The sequence below is a fragment of the Jiangella anatolica genome, from assembly GCF_003236295.1.
Taxonomy (GTDB): domain Bacteria; phylum Actinomycetota; class Actinomycetes; order Jiangellales; family Jiangellaceae; genus Jiangella; species Jiangella anatolica.
In genome coordinates, this window is the sequence record NZ_POTW01000042.1 from 14272 (window position 1) to 30792 (window position 16521).

The 16521-nt window shown below is 74.5% G+C and carries 16 protein-coding genes and 1 pseudogene; 2 read left to right on the forward strand and 15 right to left on the reverse strand.

Features of this window, described 5'->3' with window-relative positions:
• Genes argH through argC form a run of 7 tightly spaced genes read right to left on the reverse strand, consistent with a single transcriptional unit; the run spans nucleotide 1 to nucleotide 7173 of the window.
• Nucleotides 1-1422, reverse strand: a complete 1422-nt coding sequence (gene argH, locus C1I92_RS17585; RefSeq protein ID WP_111255955.1) for an argininosuccinate lyase — start codon at nucleotides 1420-1422, stop codon at nucleotides 1-3.
• Complete coding sequence (locus C1I92_RS17590; RefSeq protein ID WP_199521322.1) at nucleotides 1419-1934, reverse strand: arginine repressor; 516 nt, start codon at nucleotides 1932-1934, stop codon at nucleotides 1419-1421. Before C1I92_RS17590 ends, argH begins: the two co-directional genes overlap by 4 nt.
• Nucleotides 1931-2863 carry an ornithine carbamoyltransferase gene (argF, locus tag C1I92_RS17595; RefSeq protein WP_111255957.1) on the reverse strand — a complete coding sequence of 311 codons (933 nt, stop codon included), beginning with the start codon at nucleotides 2861-2863 and terminating at the stop codon, nucleotides 1931-1933. Before argF ends, C1I92_RS17590 begins: the two co-directional genes overlap by 4 nt.
• Entirely contained in the window at nucleotides 2860-4101 is a 1242-nt protein-coding gene (locus C1I92_RS17600; protein ID WP_111255958.1) for an acetylornithine transaminase, read from the reverse strand. Before C1I92_RS17600 ends, argF begins: the two co-directional genes overlap by 4 nt.
• Nucleotides 4098-4979 carry an acetylglutamate kinase gene (argB, locus tag C1I92_RS17605; protein ID WP_111255959.1) on the reverse strand — a complete coding sequence of 294 codons (882 nt, stop codon included), beginning with the start codon at nucleotides 4977-4979 and terminating at the stop codon, nucleotides 4098-4100. The genes C1I92_RS17600 and argB overlap by 4 nt, the downstream gene beginning before the upstream one ends.
• Nucleotides 4976-6133 (reverse strand): bifunctional glutamate N-acetyltransferase/amino-acid acetyltransferase ArgJ, encoded by a 1158-nt coding sequence (gene argJ, locus C1I92_RS17610; RefSeq protein ID WP_111255960.1) that lies wholly within the window; start codon nucleotides 6131-6133, stop codon nucleotides 4976-4978. The genes argB and argJ overlap by 4 nt, the downstream gene beginning before the upstream one ends.
• Nucleotides 6130-7173, reverse strand: a complete 1044-nt coding sequence (gene argC / locus C1I92_RS17615; protein WP_111255961.1) for an N-acetyl-gamma-glutamyl-phosphate reductase — start codon at nucleotides 7171-7173, stop codon at nucleotides 6130-6132. Before argC ends, argJ begins: the two co-directional genes overlap by 4 nt.
• Before the next feature lie 99 nt (nucleotides 7174-7272).
• Here argC and C1I92_RS17620 point away from each other — a divergent pair, with 99 nt between their 5' ends.
• Nucleotides 7273-8214, forward strand: a complete 942-nt coding sequence (locus C1I92_RS17620; protein WP_111255962.1) for a protein kinase family protein — start codon at nucleotides 7273-7275, stop codon at nucleotides 8212-8214.
• A 4-nt stretch (nucleotides 8215-8218) separates the two neighbouring features.
• On the opposite strand, the gene C1I92_RS17625 is transcribed toward C1I92_RS17620, so the two are convergent.
• The 6 genes and pseudogenes from C1I92_RS17625 to C1I92_RS17650 all read right to left on the reverse strand — a co-directional run.
• Nucleotides 8219-8785: a Uma2 family endonuclease gene (locus C1I92_RS17625; protein ID WP_111255963.1), complete on the reverse strand. Its 567-nt coding sequence runs from the start codon at nucleotides 8783-8785 to the stop codon at nucleotides 8219-8221.
• A gap of 69 nt (nucleotides 8786-8854) precedes the next feature.
• The gene (locus C1I92_RS17630; RefSeq protein WP_111255964.1) at nucleotides 8855-9655 is read right to left on the reverse strand and encodes an SDR family NAD(P)-dependent oxidoreductase; all 801 of its coding nucleotides are present in this window, start codon (nucleotides 9653-9655) and stop codon (nucleotides 8855-8857) included.
• Complete coding sequence (pheT, locus tag C1I92_RS17635; protein ID WP_111255965.1) at nucleotides 9652-12144, reverse strand: phenylalanine--tRNA ligase subunit beta; 2493 nt, start codon at nucleotides 12142-12144, stop codon at nucleotides 9652-9654. Before pheT ends, C1I92_RS17630 begins: the two co-directional genes overlap by 4 nt.
• Nucleotides 12144-13262 (reverse strand): phenylalanine--tRNA ligase subunit alpha, encoded by a 1119-nt coding sequence (gene pheS, locus C1I92_RS17640; protein ID WP_111255966.1) that lies wholly within the window; start codon nucleotides 13260-13262, stop codon nucleotides 12144-12146. Before pheS ends, pheT begins: the two co-directional genes overlap by 1 nt.
• A 53-nt stretch (nucleotides 13263-13315) precedes the next feature.
• Nucleotides 13316-13855 (reverse strand): MOSC domain-containing protein, encoded by a 540-nt coding sequence (locus tag C1I92_RS17645; RefSeq protein WP_111255967.1) that lies wholly within the window; start codon nucleotides 13853-13855, stop codon nucleotides 13316-13318.
• A gap of 92 nt (nucleotides 13856-13947) precedes the next feature.
• Nucleotides 13948-14400 (reverse strand): annotated as a pseudogene (locus tag C1I92_RS17650) (PPOX class F420-dependent oxidoreductase); the annotation flags it as partial.
• A gap of 35 nt (nucleotides 14401-14435) precedes the next feature.
• Between C1I92_RS17650 and C1I92_RS17655 the strand changes: the two are divergent.
• A complete protein-coding gene (locus C1I92_RS17655; RefSeq protein WP_111255969.1) occupies nucleotides 14436-15281 on the forward strand; it encodes a TIGR03619 family F420-dependent LLM class oxidoreductase in 846 nt (281 codons plus the stop codon).
• Between the two features lie 189 nt (nucleotides 15282-15470).
• Here the strand turns inward: C1I92_RS17655 and C1I92_RS17660 are convergent, their stop codons facing one another.
• On the reverse strand, nucleotides 15471-15638 hold the full coding sequence (locus C1I92_RS17660; RefSeq protein WP_111255970.1) for a type II toxin-antitoxin system VapB family antitoxin: 168 nt from the start codon (nucleotides 15636-15638) through the stop codon (nucleotides 15471-15473).
• A gap of 18 nt (nucleotides 15639-15656) precedes the next feature.
• Nucleotides 15657-16490 carry a TrmH family RNA methyltransferase gene (locus tag C1I92_RS17665; protein ID WP_111255971.1) on the reverse strand — a complete coding sequence of 278 codons (834 nt, stop codon included), beginning with the start codon at nucleotides 16488-16490 and terminating at the stop codon, nucleotides 15657-15659.
• Nucleotides 16491-16521: the final 31 nt, after the last annotated feature.

Genomic DNA, 16521 nt, shown 5'->3' on the forward strand with positions numbered 1-16521 from the left:
CTAGCCCCAGGCGCGACCCGCCGCCACAGCGGAGCGCACGGCGGACAGCTGCTCGCGGACCCGGTCCGGCGCCGTCCCGCCGCGCGCCGACCGCGACGCCAGCGACCCCGGCACCGACAGCACCGACCGCACCCCCGGCGTCAGCGACGGCGAGATCGCCACCAGGTCCTCGTCGGTCAGGTCCCACAGCTCCAGACCGCGCGACTCGCACGCGCGCACGCACGCCCCCGCGATCTCGTGCGCCGACCGGAACGGCACCCCCTCCCGGACCAGCCACTCCGCGATGTCGGTGGCCAGCGAGAAGCCCTGCGGCGCCAGCTCCTCGAGACGCGCGACGTTGAAGCGCAGCGTCGCCACCATGCCGGTGAACGCCGGCAGCAGCACGGTCAGCGTGTCGACGGAGTCGAAGACCGGCTCCTTGTCCTCCTGCAGGTCCCGGTTGTACGCCAGCGGCAGCGCCTTCAAGCTGGTCAGCAGCCCGGCGAGGTTCCCGATCAGGCGACCGGCCTTGCCGCGGGCCAGCTCCGCGATGTCGGGGTTCTTCTTCTGCGGCATGATCGACGAGCCGGTGGACCAGGCGTCGTCGAGGGTGACGAACGAGAACTCCTTCGTCGCCCACAGGATGACCTCCTCGGCGATCCTGGACACGTCGACGCCGATCTGAGCGAAGACGAACGCGGCCTCGGCGACGAAGTCGCGCGACGCCGTCCCGTCGATCGAGTTCTCCACCGACGACGAGAAGCCCAATTCGTGCGCGACGAACACCGGGTCCAGCCCCAGCGACGACCCGGCCAGCGCGCCGGACCCGTACGGCGAGGAGTCCGTGCGGCGGTCCCAGTCGCGCAGCCGGTCGACGTCGCGCAGCAGCGGCCACACGTGCGCCAGCAGGTGGTGCGACAGCAGGACGGGCTGCGCGTGCTGCAGGTGCGTCCGGCCCGGCATCGCGACGCCCAGGTGCGCGTCGGCCTGGGACACCAGCGCGTCGACCAGGTCCAGCACCAGCCCGGACACCGTCCGCGCCGACTCGCGCAGGTACATCCGGAACAGCGTCGTCACCTGGTCGTTGCGGGAGCGCCCGGCGCGCAGCTTGCCGCCCAGCTCGGGACCGACGCGGTCGATCAGGCCGCGCTCGAGCGCGGTGTGCACGTCCTCGTCGGCGTCAGCGGGCACGAACTCCCCCGACGCGATGTCGGCGGCCAGCCGGTCCAGCCCGTCGAGCATCCCCGCCAGCTCCGACGGGGTCAGCAGCCCGGCCCGCTCCAGCACCGCGGCGTGCGCCTTCGACCCGGCGATGTCGTACGCCGCCAGCCGCCAGTCGAAGTGCGTCGACTTCGACAGCGCCGCCAGCGCGTCCGACGGCCCGCCCGCGAACCGGCCGCCCCACAGTGCACTGCTGCTCACAGATCCTCCGGAATCGTTCATGCCGGCGGCGCGGGCACGTTGCCCTCGGCGAGGGCGAGGAACCACGCCGCGACCTCCGCCCCGCCCGCCGGGTCGGTCGAGATGACGAGCACCGTGTCGTCGCCGGCAATGGTGCCCAGGATGTCCGCGCGAGCCGCGTGGTCGACCGCCGACGCCAGGTACTGCGCCGCACCCGGCGGCGTGCGCAGCACCACCAGGTTCGCCGACGACCGGGCCGAGATCAGGATCTCCTCGCACACCCGGATCAGCCGGGCGTCGACGGCGGTCTTCGAGGCGGCCAGCGGCCGGGAGTCGCCGCCCTCGCCGGGCAGCGCGTACACGAGCCAGCCGTCGGCGTTGCGGATCTTCACCGCCCCCAGCTCGTCCAGGTCGCGCGACAGTGTTCCCTGGGTGACCTCGATGCCGCTCTCGGCCAGCCGCTCGGCCAGCTCGGTCTGCGACCGGATCGGGGTTTGCGCGAGGATCTCGGCGATCCGGCCGTGCCGGGCCGCGCGCGTCGCCGGCTGCGTCACGACGTCGCCTCCTGCGCGAGCAGCCAGGTCAGCAGCGCCTTCTGCGCGTGCAGCCGGTTCTCCGCCTCGTCCCAGACGGCGCTGGCCGGCCCGTCGATGACATCGGCGGCGATCTCCTTGCCCCGGTAGGCCGGCAGGCAGTGCAGCACGACGGGACCGGGCCCGGCCGCCGCGACGGCGTCAGCGGTCAGCGCGAACGGGACGAACGGCGCCTCCCGGTCGCCCGCCTCGCCCTCCTGCCCCATCGACACCCAGGTGTCCGTGGCCAGCACGTCCGCGCCGGCGAACCCGTCGTAGGGGTCGGTGACGTGCGCGACGGAGCCGCCCGTCTGCGCCGCGATCTCCCCCGCGCGCGCCAGCACGTCCGCCGACGGCGCGTAGCCCGCCGGCGACGCGATCCGCACGTGCATGCCGACCAGCGCGCCGGCCAGCAGGTACGAGTGCGCCATGTTGTTGGCGCCGTCTCCGGCGTAGGTGAGCGTCAGCCCGGCCAGCGTGCCCTTGCGCTCGCGGACGGTCTGCAGGTCGGCCAGCAGCTGGCACGGGTGGTAGTCGTCGGTGAGCGCGTTGACGACGGGGACGGCCGACGCCGCGGCCATGTCGTCGAGGCGCTGCTGCCCGAACGTCCGCCAGACGATCGCGGCGCACTGCCGGTCCAGCACCCGTGCGGTGTCCGCGATCGGCTCGCCGCGGCCCAGCTGCGACGTCTGCGCGTCGATGACCAGCGGGTATCCGCCCAGCTCGGCGATGCCGACGCTGAACGAGACGCGGGTGCGGGTGGAGTGCTTGTCGAAGATGACGGCGACCGCGCGCGGGCCCTCCAGCGGCCGGTAGGCGAACCGGTCCGCCTTGAGCTCGTCGGCCATGTCGAGCACCTGCAGGTACTCGGCCGGCGACAGGTCGTCGTCACGGCGGAAGTGCCGGGTCATCGGGTCTCCTTCGAGGCGGTCCCGACGGCGTCCAGCACCGCCGGCAGCGCCGCCAGGAACTCGTCGGCCTGCGCGATGTCGAGGATCAGTGGTGGCGCGAGCCGGATCGTATCGGGTGTGACGGCGTTGACGACGAAGCCCGCGCCGAGCGCCTCGGCGACGACCGCCGCGGCGATGGGCGCCGCCAGTTCGATGCCCAGCAGCAGGCCGCGCCCGCGCACACCGCGGACCAGCGGGTGGCCCAGCGCCAGCACCTCGGCGCGCAGGTGGGCGCCGACGGTGCGCACGTTCTCGAGCAGGCCGTCGCGCTCGACGGCGTGCAGCACGGCCAGCCCGGCGGCGGCCGCCACCGGGTTGCCGCCGAACGTGGTGCCGTGCGCGCCGGGTCCGAGCAGGTCGGCGGCCCGGCCGAGACCGATGCAGGCGCCGATCGGGAAGCCGCCGCCCAGGCCCTTCGCGACCGTGACGACGTCGGGGACGATGCCCTCGGCGGTGTGCGCGAACCAGTCGCCGCAGCGGCCGATGCCGGTCTGGATCTCGTCGATGACCAGCAGCGTCCCGGCTCGCTCGGTGATCTCGCGCGCGGCCGCGAGGTAGCCGGCCGGCGCCGGTACGACGCCGCCCTCTCCCTGCACCGGCTCGAGGAACACCGCCGCCGTGTCGCCGTCGACCGCCGCCGCGAGCGCCTCCGCGTCGCCGTACCGCACGAACGTCACACCGCCGGGCAGCGGCTCGAACGGCTCGCGGATGACGGGCTTGCCGGTCAGCGCCAGCGCGCCCATGGTCCGGCCGTGGAAGCCGCCCTCGGTCGCGACGATCTTCGGCCGGCCGGTCCGCCGGGCGATCTTGAACGCCGCCTCGTTGGCCTCGGTGCCGGAGTTGGTGAAGAACACCCGGCCGGCGCTCGCGGGGGCGCCCAGCAGGTCCAGCAGCCGCTCGGCCAGCGCGATCTGCGGCGCGCTGGCGAAGAAGTTCGAGACGTGCCCGAGCGTGGCCAGCTGCGCGGTGATCGCCGACACGAGCAGCGGGTGCGCGTGGCCCAGCGAGTTCACCGCCAGCCCGCCGAGCAGGTCGAGATAGCGGCGCCCGTCGGCATCCCACACGTAGCAGCCCTCGCCGCGGACCAGCACCCGCTGCGGCGGGCCGAACGTGTTCATCAGCGACCGGCCGTAGCGCGCGGTCCACGCGGCATTGTTGTCCAGGGCGCCCAGCCCGGGCACCTGCTCCAGCTCCGTCATGACGGCACCACCATCGTCCCCGCACCCTCGTCGGTGAAGACCTCCAGCAGCAGCGAATTCGGGACCCGGCCGTCGATGATCGTCGCCTCCGGCACCCCGCCCTCCACAGCGCGCAGGCACGCCTGCATCTTCGGGATCATGCCGGCCGACAGCGACGGCAGCAGCGCGGTCAGCTCGCCGGCGGTGATCTCCTGCACGATCTGTTCGTCGACCGGATAGTTCCGGTACAGCCCCTCGACGTCGGTGAGCACGACCAGCTTCTCCGCGCCCAGCTCGACGGCGAGCGCGGCCGCGGCGGTGTCGGCGTTGACGTTGTGCACGACGCCCTCGGCGTCCGGTGCGACCGACGACACGACCGGGATGCGCCCGGCGTCGATGAGATCGCGGACGGCGTCGGCGTTCACCTCGGCGACGTCGCCGACCAGCCCGATGTCGACCGGCTCGCCGTCGACGACGGCCGCCTGCCGCTTCGCCGTGAACAGGCCGGCGTCCTCGCCGGAGAGGCCGACGGCGAGCGGCCCGTGAGTGTTCATCAGGCCGACGATCTCGCGGCCGACCTGGCCGACCAGCACCATCCGGACGACGTCCATCGCCTCGGGGGTGGTGACCCGCAGGCCGCCGCGGAACTCGCTCTCGATGCCGAGCCGGTCCAGCATCGCGCTGATCTGCGGCCCGCCGCCGTGCACGACGACCGGCTTCAGCCCGGCCAGCCGGAGGAAGACGATGTCGTCGGCGAACGCTCGCTTGAGATCGTCGTCGATCATCGCGTTGCCGCCGTACTTCACCACGACGATCTTGCCGTGGAACCGCTTCAGCCAGGGCAGCGCCTCGACCAGCACCCCGGCCTTGGCCAGCGCGGCCGTCGTCGTCGTGCTCATGTCGAGTACGCCGAGTTCTCGTGCACATAGTCGTGCGTGAGGTCGCTGGTCAGGACCGTCGCCGTGGCCGGGCCGGCGTTCAGCTCGACCAGCACGTGCACGTCGCGGCCGGTCAGGTCGACGCCGTCCGACGGCGCGCCGACACCCGTGCCGCCGGCGACGCAGACCTTGACGCCGTTCATCGAGATGTCGATGTGCTCTGGCTCGAACGCCGCCTTCGTGGTGCCCACGGCGGCCAGCACCCGGCCCCAGTTCGGGTCGTTGCCGAAGACGGCGGCCTTGAACAGGTTGCTGCGGGCGACGGCCCGGGCGACCTCGACGGCGTCGTCCTCACTGGCCGCGCCGGTGACCTCGATGGCGATGTCGTGGTGCGCGCCCTCGGCGTCGTGCCAGAGCTGCTCGGCGAGGTCGGCGCAGACGGCGGTCACCGCGGCGGTGAGCTCTGCCTCGCCGGGGGTGACGCCGGAGGCGCCGCTGGCCAGCAGCGCGACGGTGTCGTTGGTGGACATGCAGCCGTCGGTGTCGAGTCGGTCGAACGTGCTCCTCGTGGCGGCCCGCAGCGCGGTGTCGAGCGTGGCCGCGTCGGCGACCGCGTCGGTCGTGATGACGACGAGCATGGTGGCCAGCGCGGGCGCCAGCATGCCGGCGCCCTTGGCCATGCCGCCGACGACCCAGCCGTCGCCGCCGCTCACGGCCTGCTTGGCGACGGTATCGGTCGTCATGATGGCCGTCGCCGCGGCCGGCCCGCCGTCGGCCGACAGCTCGGCGTGGGCGGCGCGGATGCCCTTCTCCAGGATCGGCCGGTCCAGCGGCTGGCCGATCAGCCCGGTGGAGCAGACGGCGACGTCGAAGGCCTGGCCGCCGGTCAGCTCGGCGACCAGCTCGGCGCTGGCGTGCGTGGTCTGGAAGCCGTCGGGGCCGTTGTAGCAGTTGGCGCCGCCGGAGTTCAGCACGACGGCGGACAGCGTGCCGTCGGCGATGGTGCGCTCGCTCCACAGCACCGGGTTGGCCTTGCACCGGTTCGACGTGAACACGGCGGCGGCGGTGTGCTGCGGCCCGTCGTTGACGACCAGCGCGACGTCGGGCGTGCCGCTGGGCTTCAGCCCGGCGACGACGCCGGCGGCCCGGAAGCCGGCGGCCGCGGTGACGCTCACGGCGCCACCCCCGTCGTCGGCAGTCCCCGTGTCTCCGGCAGCCCGAGCGCGAGGTTGGCCGACTGGATGGCCGCGCCGGCGGTGCCCTTGGTCAGGTTGTCGATGGCGGCGATCGCGACCACACGCCCAGCCGCCTCGTCGACCGTCACCTGGATGTGCGCGGTGTTCGCGCCGAGGACGGCGGCCGTGGTGGGCCACTGGCCCTCGGGCAGCAGGTGCACGAACGGCTCGTCGGCGTAGGCCTGCTCCCATGCGGCCCGCACGCTGCCGGCGTCACTGGCGAGCTTCGCCGTGACCGTGGCGAGGATGCCGCGGCTCATCGGGACCAGCGTGGGAGTGAAGGAGAGGGTGACGTCGGCCGCGCCGCTGGCCAGCCGCAGATTCTGCTGGATCTCCGGGATGTGCCGGTGCACGCCGCCGACCGCGTACGGGCTGGCCGCGCCCATGATCTCGCTGGCCAGCAGGTGCGGCTTGAGCGACGTGCCGGCGCCGGACGTGCCGCAGGCCAGCACCGCCACGATGTCGTCGGGAGCGACGACGCCGGCGGCCAGGCCGGGCGCCAGCGCGAGCGTCACGGCGGTGACGTTGCAGCCGGGGACGGCGATCCGCTTGGCGCCGGGAATCGCGTCGCGCTGCTTGTGGCCGTCGGCGTGGACCAGCTCGGGCAGGCCGTAGGGCCAGCTGCCGGCGTGGCCGGTGCCGTAGAACCGCTGCCAGGCGGCGGCGTCGGTGAGGCGGTGGTCGGCGCCGCAGTCCAGCACGAGCACGTCGTCGGGCAGCTGCGCCGCGATCTCGGCCGACGCGCCGTGCGGCAGCGCCAGGATCACCACGTCGTGCCCGGCCAGCGCCTCGGCCGTCGTCGGCTCCAGGACCCGGTCGGCCAGCTCGATCAGCTGCGGGTGGTGCGCGATCAGCCGGTCGCCCGCCTTCGAGTGCGCCGTCACCGTCCCCACGCCGAGTTCGGGATGGCCGAGCAGCAGGCGCAGCAGCTCGCCGCCCGCATAGCCGCTCGCTCCCGCGATCGCCACAGTCGCTCCCATGCGAATGAGTATGCAGAGTTCCGCAATTTCATGCAACGTGGTTACCGTCACGCCGAAAATGGCATGCGGCCAGTCGCCGGGGTTGGCGAGGATGGGCCGATGCCGCCCGTCACCGCATCCGGAGTCCGTGCCGGCTGGGAGTCGCTGCCGGCGGACGTCCGCGCCGGCATCGAGGACCTGCTCGGCGCGCCCGTCGTGGCCGCCGAGAACCAGTCCGGCGGGTTCTCCCCCGGCCTGGCCGCGCGGGTGCGCTGCGCCGGCGGCCGCCGGGCGTTCGTCAAGGCGGTCGGCACGCCGCTCAACCCGGAGTCGCCGGGCCTCTACCGCCGCGAGATCGACGTCGCGGCCGCGCTGCCGCCCGAGGTGCCGGCGCCGCGGTTCCGTGGCTCCTACGACGACGGCGACTGGGTCGCGCTGGTCTTCGACGAGGTCGACGGCCGGATGCCGCACGAGCCGTGGCGGCCCGGCGAGCTGCGCCGGGTCGTCGACGCGCTGGCCGGGCTGTCGGCGTCGCTGACGCCGTGCCCGGTGCCGTCGCCGCGGCTGGCTCGCGACGAGATGCGCGACCTGATGCTCTCCTACCGGACGCTGGCGGCGGACCCGCCGGCCGACCTGGACCCGTGGGAGCGCCGGCACCTCGACCGGCTGGCGTCGCTGGCCGAGTCCGCCCTCGACGTCGTCGACGGCGACACGCTGGTCCACTTCGACGTGCGGGCGGACAACGTGCTGCTCTCCGGCTCGCGCGTGTGGTTCGTCGACTGGCCGTGGGCGTTTCGCGGCGCGGCCTGGATCGACTCGGTGCTGCTGCTGAAGAACGCCGCCTTCCACGGCCACGACCCGGAGCCGTACCTGGCCGATCACCCGCTGCTCGCCGGCGTCGACCCGGCGCACGTCACGGCGGTGCTGGCCGGGTTCGCGGGGTACTTCGCCGAGGCAGGCCGGCGGCCGCCGCCGCCCGGGCTGCCGACCGTGCGCGCGTTCCAGCTGGCCCAGCACGCGACGACGCTCGCCTGGGTGCGCCGCCGCACCGGCTGGGACTGATGGGTCAGCGCGGGGCGACCAGCTCGGCCGGGACGATACGGACGGGGTACGGGAGGGTCAGCTCCAGCGCGTCGTCGCCGGCGGCCCGGCCGGCCTCGGCGTACGTGCCGTCGCGCAGCTCCCAGGCGGTGACCGACGGCTCGTCCGGGTCGACCACCCAGTACGACGGCGTGGCGGCGGCCTCGTAGCGAGACCGCTTGAGCAGCAGGTCGTACCGCCGCGTCGACGGCGACAGCACCTCGACCGCCAGTAAGGGCGCCTTCGGCAGATCACGCTCGGTGAAGTCCTCGAACCGCGCCACCACCAGGTCCGGACGGAGGACCGTGTCGTCGGCCAACGCCACATCCAGCGGTCCAGCCAGAACCTCAATGCGGCTCGGCGCAGAGTCGGCGAGCACGACCGCCAGGCGCAGCACCGCCCGCTGGTGCCGCAGCGCCGGCCGCGGTGTCACGATGAGGACGCCGTCGAGGATCTCGTGCCGACGGCCGTCTTCAACGATCGCGTTCAGTTCGGCGCGGGTGAACGGCCCACGACCCGGCCGGGCGAGCGCCGGAGCCTGGTCCGCTGCCATGCCGGGAAGTCTGGCCGTTCATCGCAGACCCCGCCACTCGTCGGGAACATATGGGGCGAATCGGACGCGTCAGCCGAGGGGGTCGTCGGGGCCGGCGGTGGGCAGCCGGAGGGTGCGGGCGTCGTGGGCGAGGATGTCGTCCCGCAGCGCCAGCAGCGACTCCGGCGTGTCGGTGCCGGCCCGGAAGAACCGGCCGCCGAGGTCGTCCAGCCGGCCCTCGGCGATGGCGGCGACCAGGTCGACGACGTCCTCGGGCGCCGTCCACTCGGTGCGGCCGGCGTGCATCGGCATCGCCGTCGTCATCTCGGTCTCGACGTGGCCGGGAGCGAGGTCGAACGCCCGCACGCCCTGGTCCCGGTACTGCAGGTCGAGCAGGCCGGTGAACCGGGCCAGCGCGCCCTTGGAGATCGCGTAGCCGGTGTAGGTCCGCACCGGCTTGAAGCCGTGGCCGCTGTTCAGGTTGACGATCCGCCCGCCCCCGCCGGCCAGCATGACCGCCAGCACGGCGTGCGTGACCAGCAACGGGCCGCGCACGTTGACCTCGACGACCCGCCAGCTCTCCTCGACGTCGGTGTCGAGGAACGGCCCCTCGGCGGACTCGATGACACCGGCGTTGTTGACCAGCAGGTCGATCCCGCCGAGTCCCTCGGCCACCGCCGACACCGCCGCGGCGACGGCGGCGTGGTCGGTGACGTCGGCCGTCACGCCGACCGCCGTCACACCGTGCGACCGGCACTCCTCGACGGCCTCGTCGAGGAGGGCCCGGTCGCGGGCGAGCAGGCCGACCGCGATGCCCCGCGCGGCCAGTCCGGCGGCGAGCGCCCGGCCGATCCCCCGGCTGGCCCCGGTGACGAGGGCGGTCGCCGTCATGCGCCGCGCAGGACCGCGCCGGTGCGCGACGCGGCCGCGGCCACGGCGGCGTCGCGGGCGGCGGTGGTCTCCTCCACGGTGAGCGTGCGGTCCGGCGCGCGGAACCGCAGCGCGTAGGCCAGCGACTTCTTCCCGTCGCCGAGCTGCGCACCGGTGAACACGTCGAACAGCCGCACCGACTCCAGCAGCTCGCCGGCGCCGGAGCGCAGCGCGTCCTCGACGTCGGCGGCGGCGACGGACAGGTCCACGACGAGCGCGACGTCCTGCGTCGCGACCGGGAAGGTGGAGACCGACGGGGCGCGGACCGGCTCGTCCCCGACGCCGTCAGGAAAGATCCGGTCCAGCTCCAGCTCCATCGCGCTGGTCCGCTCCGGCAGTCCGAGCGCGGCGACGACGCGCGGGTGCAGCTCGCCCGCGTGCCCGACCAGCGTGTCGCCGACGTAGAGGGCGGCGCAGCGGCCGGGGTGCCAGGGGGCGTGCTCGTCCTTCTCCACCCGGAGCGACACCCCGGCGGCGCGAGCGACGACGCGGGCGGCCTCGACGGCGTCGGCCCAGCTCGCCGGGCGGCCGGAGCCCCACCAGCCGGTCGGCTCGCGATCACCGGCGAGCGCGACGGCGACCCGGCGCGGCTGCGACGGGACCGCCGCGAGCAACGAGGCCAGCTCGGCGTCGGTGGGCCGGCGGTCGACCGGCAGCCGCGGCGGGACCGGCAGCGGCCCGGGCGACGGCCGGAACACCAGCCCCGCCTCGTACACGGCGACGTCGGACGAGCCGCGGCCGGCGTTGCGCCGCAGCGTCGCCAGCAGCCCCGGCAGCAGCGTCGTGCGCAGCAGCGGCTGCTCCTCCGAGATCGGGTTGGCCAGCCGCAGCGCGACCCGGCGCGCGTCGTCGGCCGGGAAGCCCAGGGCGTCGAAGTCGGCCGCGCCGACGAACGGGTACGACGGCGCCTCGACGTAGCCGGCGGCGGCGACGGCGCGCTCGACGCGGCGGCGCAACCGCTGCGCCGGCGTGATGCCGCGCCCGGCCGGCGCGACCGGCAGCACCGACGGCACCGCGTCATAGCCGCGCAGCCGGGCCACCTCCTCGACCAGGTCGTACGGGTCGGTGAGGTCGGGCCGCCAGGTCGGCGGCGTGACGGCGATCCGCTCGGCACCCGCCGGCGCGACCACCGAGCCCACAGCCGTGAGCAGCGACGTCACCTCGTCGGCCGCGTAGTCGACGCCGACGACGCGTGCCGGCAGCGACACCGGGATCTCGATCGGGGACGGCGCGGGCGCCGCGCCGGTCACCGTCAGCCCCGGCTCCTGCGTCGCCCCGCCGAGCGACACGAGCAGGTCGACCACCCGCTGCGACGCGACCGCCGGCAGCGCAGGGTCGACGCCGCGCTCGAACCGCTTGGACGCCTCGCTGGGCAACTTGTGCCGGCGCGCCGTGCGGGCGATGCCGGTCGCCTCGAAGTGCGCCGCCTCGACCACGATCGCCGTGGTCTCGGAGCTCAGCTCGGTGGACCCGCCGCCCATGACGCCGGCCAGGCCGATCGGCCCGGAGTCGTCGGTGATCAGCAGGTCATCGGGGTCGACAGCCCGGACCACGCCGTCCAGCGTGGTGATCTTCTCCCCCGCCGTCGCCCGGCGGACGACGATCGGGCCGCGCAGCGCGTCGCGGTCGTAGCCGTGGATCGGCTGGCCCAGCTCCAGCATCACGTAGTTGGTGATGTCGACGGCCAGCGAGATGGGCCGCATGCCGGCCAGCTGGACCCGTCGCTGCAGCCACCGCGGGCTCGGCGCGGACGGGTCGAAGCCGGTCACCGTCCGGGCCGCGAACACCGGACACCGCTGGGCGTCGTCGACCCGCACCGGGTAGCCGTCGTCGCCGGTCAGCGCGACGTCCGGGCGCAGACCCGGGTCGGTGAAGGCCACGCCGTACGCCGTCGCGGCCTCGCGGGCGACGCCGCGGATGGACAGGCAGTAGCCGCGGTCGGGCGTGACGGCGATGTCGAGGACGTCGTCGCGCAGCCGCAGCAGCTCGATCGCGTCGTCGCCCGGCGCCGCCTCGTCCACACCGAGCACCAGGATGCCGGCGTGGTCGTCGCCGATGCCCAGCTCGCGGACCGAGCAGATCATGCCGTCGGACACGTGCCCGTAGGTCTTGCGGGCGGCGATCTCGAACCCGCCGGGCAGCACCGCGCCGGGCAGCGACACGACGACGAGGTCGCCGGCGGCGAAGTTGTGCGCGCCGCACACGATCCCGCGCGGCTCCGCCTCGCCGACGTCGACGGAGCACCAGCGGATGGTCTTGCCGTTCTTCTGCGGCTCGTCGGCGAACTCCAGCACCCGGCCGACGACCAGCGGGCCGGTGATGTCGGCGCCGGCCTCGTCGACGGTCTCGACCTCGAGGCCGGCCCGGATCAGCCGGGTCGCGACGTCGCGCGCGCTCACGCCGTCGGGCAGCGCCGCGTACTCCCGCAGCCAGCTCAGGGGGACGCGCATCAGATCTCCATCCCGAAGGCCGCGGCGAACCGGACGTCGCCCTCGACCATGTCGTGCATGTCCTCGACGCCGTGCCGGAACATCAGCGTGCGCTCCAGGCCCATGCCGAACGCGAAGCCGGTGTAGCGCTCCGGGTCGATGCCGCAGGCGATCAGGACCCGCGGGTTGACCATGCCGCAGCCGCCCCACTCGATCCAGCCCTCGGAGCCACAGGTGCGGCACGGGTGGTCGGGGTCGCCGACGGACGCGCCGCGGCAGACGAAGCACTGCAGGTCCATCTCGGCGCTGGGCTCGGTGAACGGGAAGTACGACGGACGCAGCCGGGTGGTGATGCCGGCGCCGAACATCGACGACGCGAAGTGGTCGAGCGTGCCCTTGAGGTGCGCCATGGTCAGGCCCTCGTCGATGGCCAGCCCCTCGACCTGGCTGAACACCGGCGTGTGGGTGGCGTCGAGCTCGTCGGTCCGGAACGTCCGGCCCGGGCAGATGACGTAGATCGGCGGCGTCCGGCTCAGCATCGACCGGGCCTGCACCGGCGAGGTGTGCGTGCGCAGCACCAGCCCGGAGTCCCCAGAACCCTCAGCGTCGACCCAGAAAGTATCTTGCATGGTGCGCGCCGGGTGGTCCGGGCCGATGTTGAGCGCGTCGAAGTTCAGCCACTCGGCCTCGACCTCGGGGCCCTCGGCGACCTCCCAGCCCATCGCGACGAACACGTCGGCGACCCGCTCCTGGATCGTCGTCAGCGGATGCCGGGCGCCCTGCGGCGCGCGGTCCCACGGCAGCGTGACGTCGACGGCCTCCTCGACGAGAACGCGCTCGTCGCGCTCGGCCTCGAGCACCGCCTGGCGCTCGGCCAGGGCGGTGGCGACGTCGCGGCGGGCGGCGCCGACCCGCTGGCCGACCTCCTTGCGCGCCTGCGGCGGCAGCGCGCCGATCTCGCGGTTGGCCAGCGCAAGCGGCGACCGGTCGCCGGTATGGGCGAGCCGGGCCTCCTTGAGCGCGTCGAGGTCGCCGGCCGCGGCGAACGCGGCGAGGGCGTCGGACACCATCGCCGCCACCTGATCGGCGTCGAGCGGGGTCACCTGAACTGGGTCGTAGTCGCTGTTGGGCGCGGACATCTTCCTCGTCTACTCACGCGTGGTCGCAACCCGGAGAGTGTACGCGGCGAGCGTCACACCGGGGCGAGCGGGAGGTGCGGCGCCGCCGGCAGCTCGACGGCGATCGGGTCGCCCGGCCGGACCTCGCCGCCCGTCAGCACGATCGCCATCACCCCGGCCCGGCGGACGATCTGCCCGTCAGCGTCGCGGCCGACGACCTCCTTGAGCACGCCCTGCTGGAAGTCGTCGATCTGGTAGCAGGGGTTGCGCAGCCCGGTGACCTCGACGACCGCGTCCGGTCCCAGCCGCAGCCGGGTGCCGGTCGGCAGGCCGAGCAGGTCGACGCCGCGGGTGGTGACGTTCTCCCCCATCTCCCCCGCGCCGACGGCGAACCCGGCGGCGGCCAGCTCGTCGTGCAGCTCGGCGTGGATGAGATGCACCTGGCGCAGGTTCGGCTGCGTGGGATCGCGGCGGACCCGGGACCGGTGCTTCACCGTCACGCCGGAATGCGCGTCACCCTCGACACCGAGCCCGGCCAGCAGCCGGATCACCGGCCGGTTCGGCTTGCTGAAGCTGTGCGTCGCGCTGGTGCTGACGGCGCTGACCTGTCCCATCAGTGCCCGTGGCCGTGGCCGTGCTCGTCGCCATGGCCGTGGCCGTGGCCCCCGTCACCGTGGTCGCCGTCGTGGTCGCCGCCGTCGGGATCGAGGTGCGGCGGGAACCCGCCGGTCGCGACCGGGCCCCACCGCTGCGGGGTGATCCGCAGCAGCGACTTGCCCTGCCGGTGCATCGCCTCGCGGTAGCCGTCCCAGTCCTCGTGCTCGCCCGCGACGTTGCGGTAGTACTCGACCAGCGGCTCGATCGAGTCGGGCAGGTCGATGATCTCCGCCGGCCCGTCGACCTGCACCCAGGCGCCGTTGAACTCGTCGGAGAGCACGACGATGCTGGCGGTCGGGCGGTGCCGGACGTTGTTCGCCTTGGCGCGGTCCGGGTAGGTCGAGACGACGATGCGGCCGGAGTCGTCGACGCCGCAGGTCACCGGCGAGGCCTGCGGCGTGCCGTCGCTGCGGGTGGTGATGACGATGCCGTGGTGGCGCGGCCGGACGAACTCGAGCAGCCCGGCGAGATCGACGGTGGTGTTCGTGGCGATGTTCGGCATGAGGCCACCTTAAGTGGATTGCATAGGGTCGACTCATGTCGATCGAGCTCGCGCCCACCGAACTGCAGGTGATCCTGCCCAACGAGTCCCCGCGCATGGCGCCGTCGCGGCTGACCGAGCTCGCCGTTCTGGCCGAGCGGCTCGGCTACGACGCCGTCCTGCTGCCCGACCACCTGCTGCCGCCGGAGCCGTACGGCCCGGCGTACGGGGGCGTCTACGAGCCGCTGACGACGCTGGCGTTCCTCGCGGCGGCGACGGAGCGGATCAGGCTGGGCATGTCGGTGCTCGTGGTGCCGCTGCGCGAGCCGTTCCTCGTCGCCAAGCAGGCGGCGACGGTGCACCGGCTGTCCGGCGGGCGGCTGGTGCTCACCGTCGGCGCCGGGTGGGAGCCCAACGAGTTCGCCGCCGCCCGGGCCGACTATGCCGGGCGCGGCGCGTACGTCGCCGACGCGGCCCGGCTGTTCCGGGCGCTGTTCTCCGGCGCGACGTCGTATGACGATCCGCGGTTCGGGTTCGAGCGCGGCGTGTTCGAGCCGGCGCCGCTGACGCCGCTGCCGATCTCGCTCGGCGGGACGTCCGACGCGGCGCTGCGCCGGGTGGCCGCCGTCGCCGACGAATGGCACGGGTTCGCCCTGGACGCCGACGGGTTCGCCGAGCGGCTGGGCCGGCTGCGGGAGCTACGCGCCGCCGGGCCGCTGTCGAGGCTGCCGCTGCGCGTCGGCACCCGGATCGAGTGGCCCGCCGACCCGGACGGCGTGCCCGCCGTGGTGAAGTCCGTGCACGCCCTCGCCGACGCCGGCGCCGACTACGTCGCCGTCTCCTTCGGCGACGAGGCCGGCGCCGCCCGGCGGATGGAGGACCTGGCCGCCGCGTTCAGCTGACGGGTCACCGGATGCCACGCGGTGGCGGGGCCGGTCGAGGCCGCGCCCACACGCGCCGGGGCCAAGAGCGGCCGACACGATGCCCGGGCGCTCGGGCCGGCGGCCTGCGGTGCGGCGGCCGATCACGCGGCGTGTCGTCGCGGCGGCGCGCCTGCGTTGGTCCCCGCCCGGCCGGGTGGGAGGCCCACTCTACGGGTGGGCGGGGACAATGTCGGCCGGCCGCAGCTCGTCCAGGTCCGCGCCCCGGCCGACGCCGCGGAGCGAGAGCAGGAACTCCTTCGTCAGCGGCGCGCCGACGAGGCGGCGCAGGGCGAGATCGACCGCCTCACGCTTGGTCGCGACTCCCCATCGCCGCATGACCTCGCCGACGCTCGTCTACCGCGCGGCGCGGCGGCGGGCGCGGGCGGAGCCGTAGAGGCAGACGGCGGCGGCGGTGGCGAGGTTGAGGCTCTCGGCGCGGCCGTAGATCGGGACCCGGACGACGTGGTCGGCGACGGCGGCGACGTCGTCGGGGAGGCCCCAGGCCTCGTTGCCGAACAGCCACGCCACCGGACCCGCGAGCAGCCCGTCGTCCTCGGCGGCGTCGAGGTCGAGCGACCCGGCCCCGTCGGCGGCCAGCACCGTGAGGCCGCGCTCGCGCAGCGCCGTCACGGCGTCGGCGACCGGCGGGCCGGACACGATCGGCAGGTGGAACACGCTGCCGGCGGAGGCGCGGACGGCCTTGCCGCCCTGCGGGTCGGCCGATCCATGGGTGAGCACGACGGCGTCGGCGCCGGCCGCGTCGGCGCAGCGGATGACCGTGCCGGCGTTGCCCGGGTCGCGTGCCTCGGCGAGGACGGCGACCAGCTGCGGCCCACCGGCCGGCTCACCGGCCGCCTCACCCGCCAGCGCGGCCGCCAGGTCCACCGTCAGCGACCGGCACAGCGCGACCAGCCCCTGCGGCGTCACCGTCTCCGACAGTGCGGCCAGCGCGGCCTCGTCGGCCATGGACACCGGGACGCCGGCGTCGGACGCGGCCGCGACGATGGGCGCCCAGCGGACCGCCGCCGCCGTCGTCGCGAACAGCTCCACGACCCGGCCCGGTCCGGCGGCGACCGCCTCGCGGACCGCCTGCGGGCCTTCGGCAAGGAACAGGCCGGCCTTCTCGCGGGCCGGCCGGCGCAGCAGCTTGTGCGCCTCACGCACCCGCCCGGACCGTTCGGTCAGCATCGTGCTCCTTCCGGACAGACGAAGACCGGGC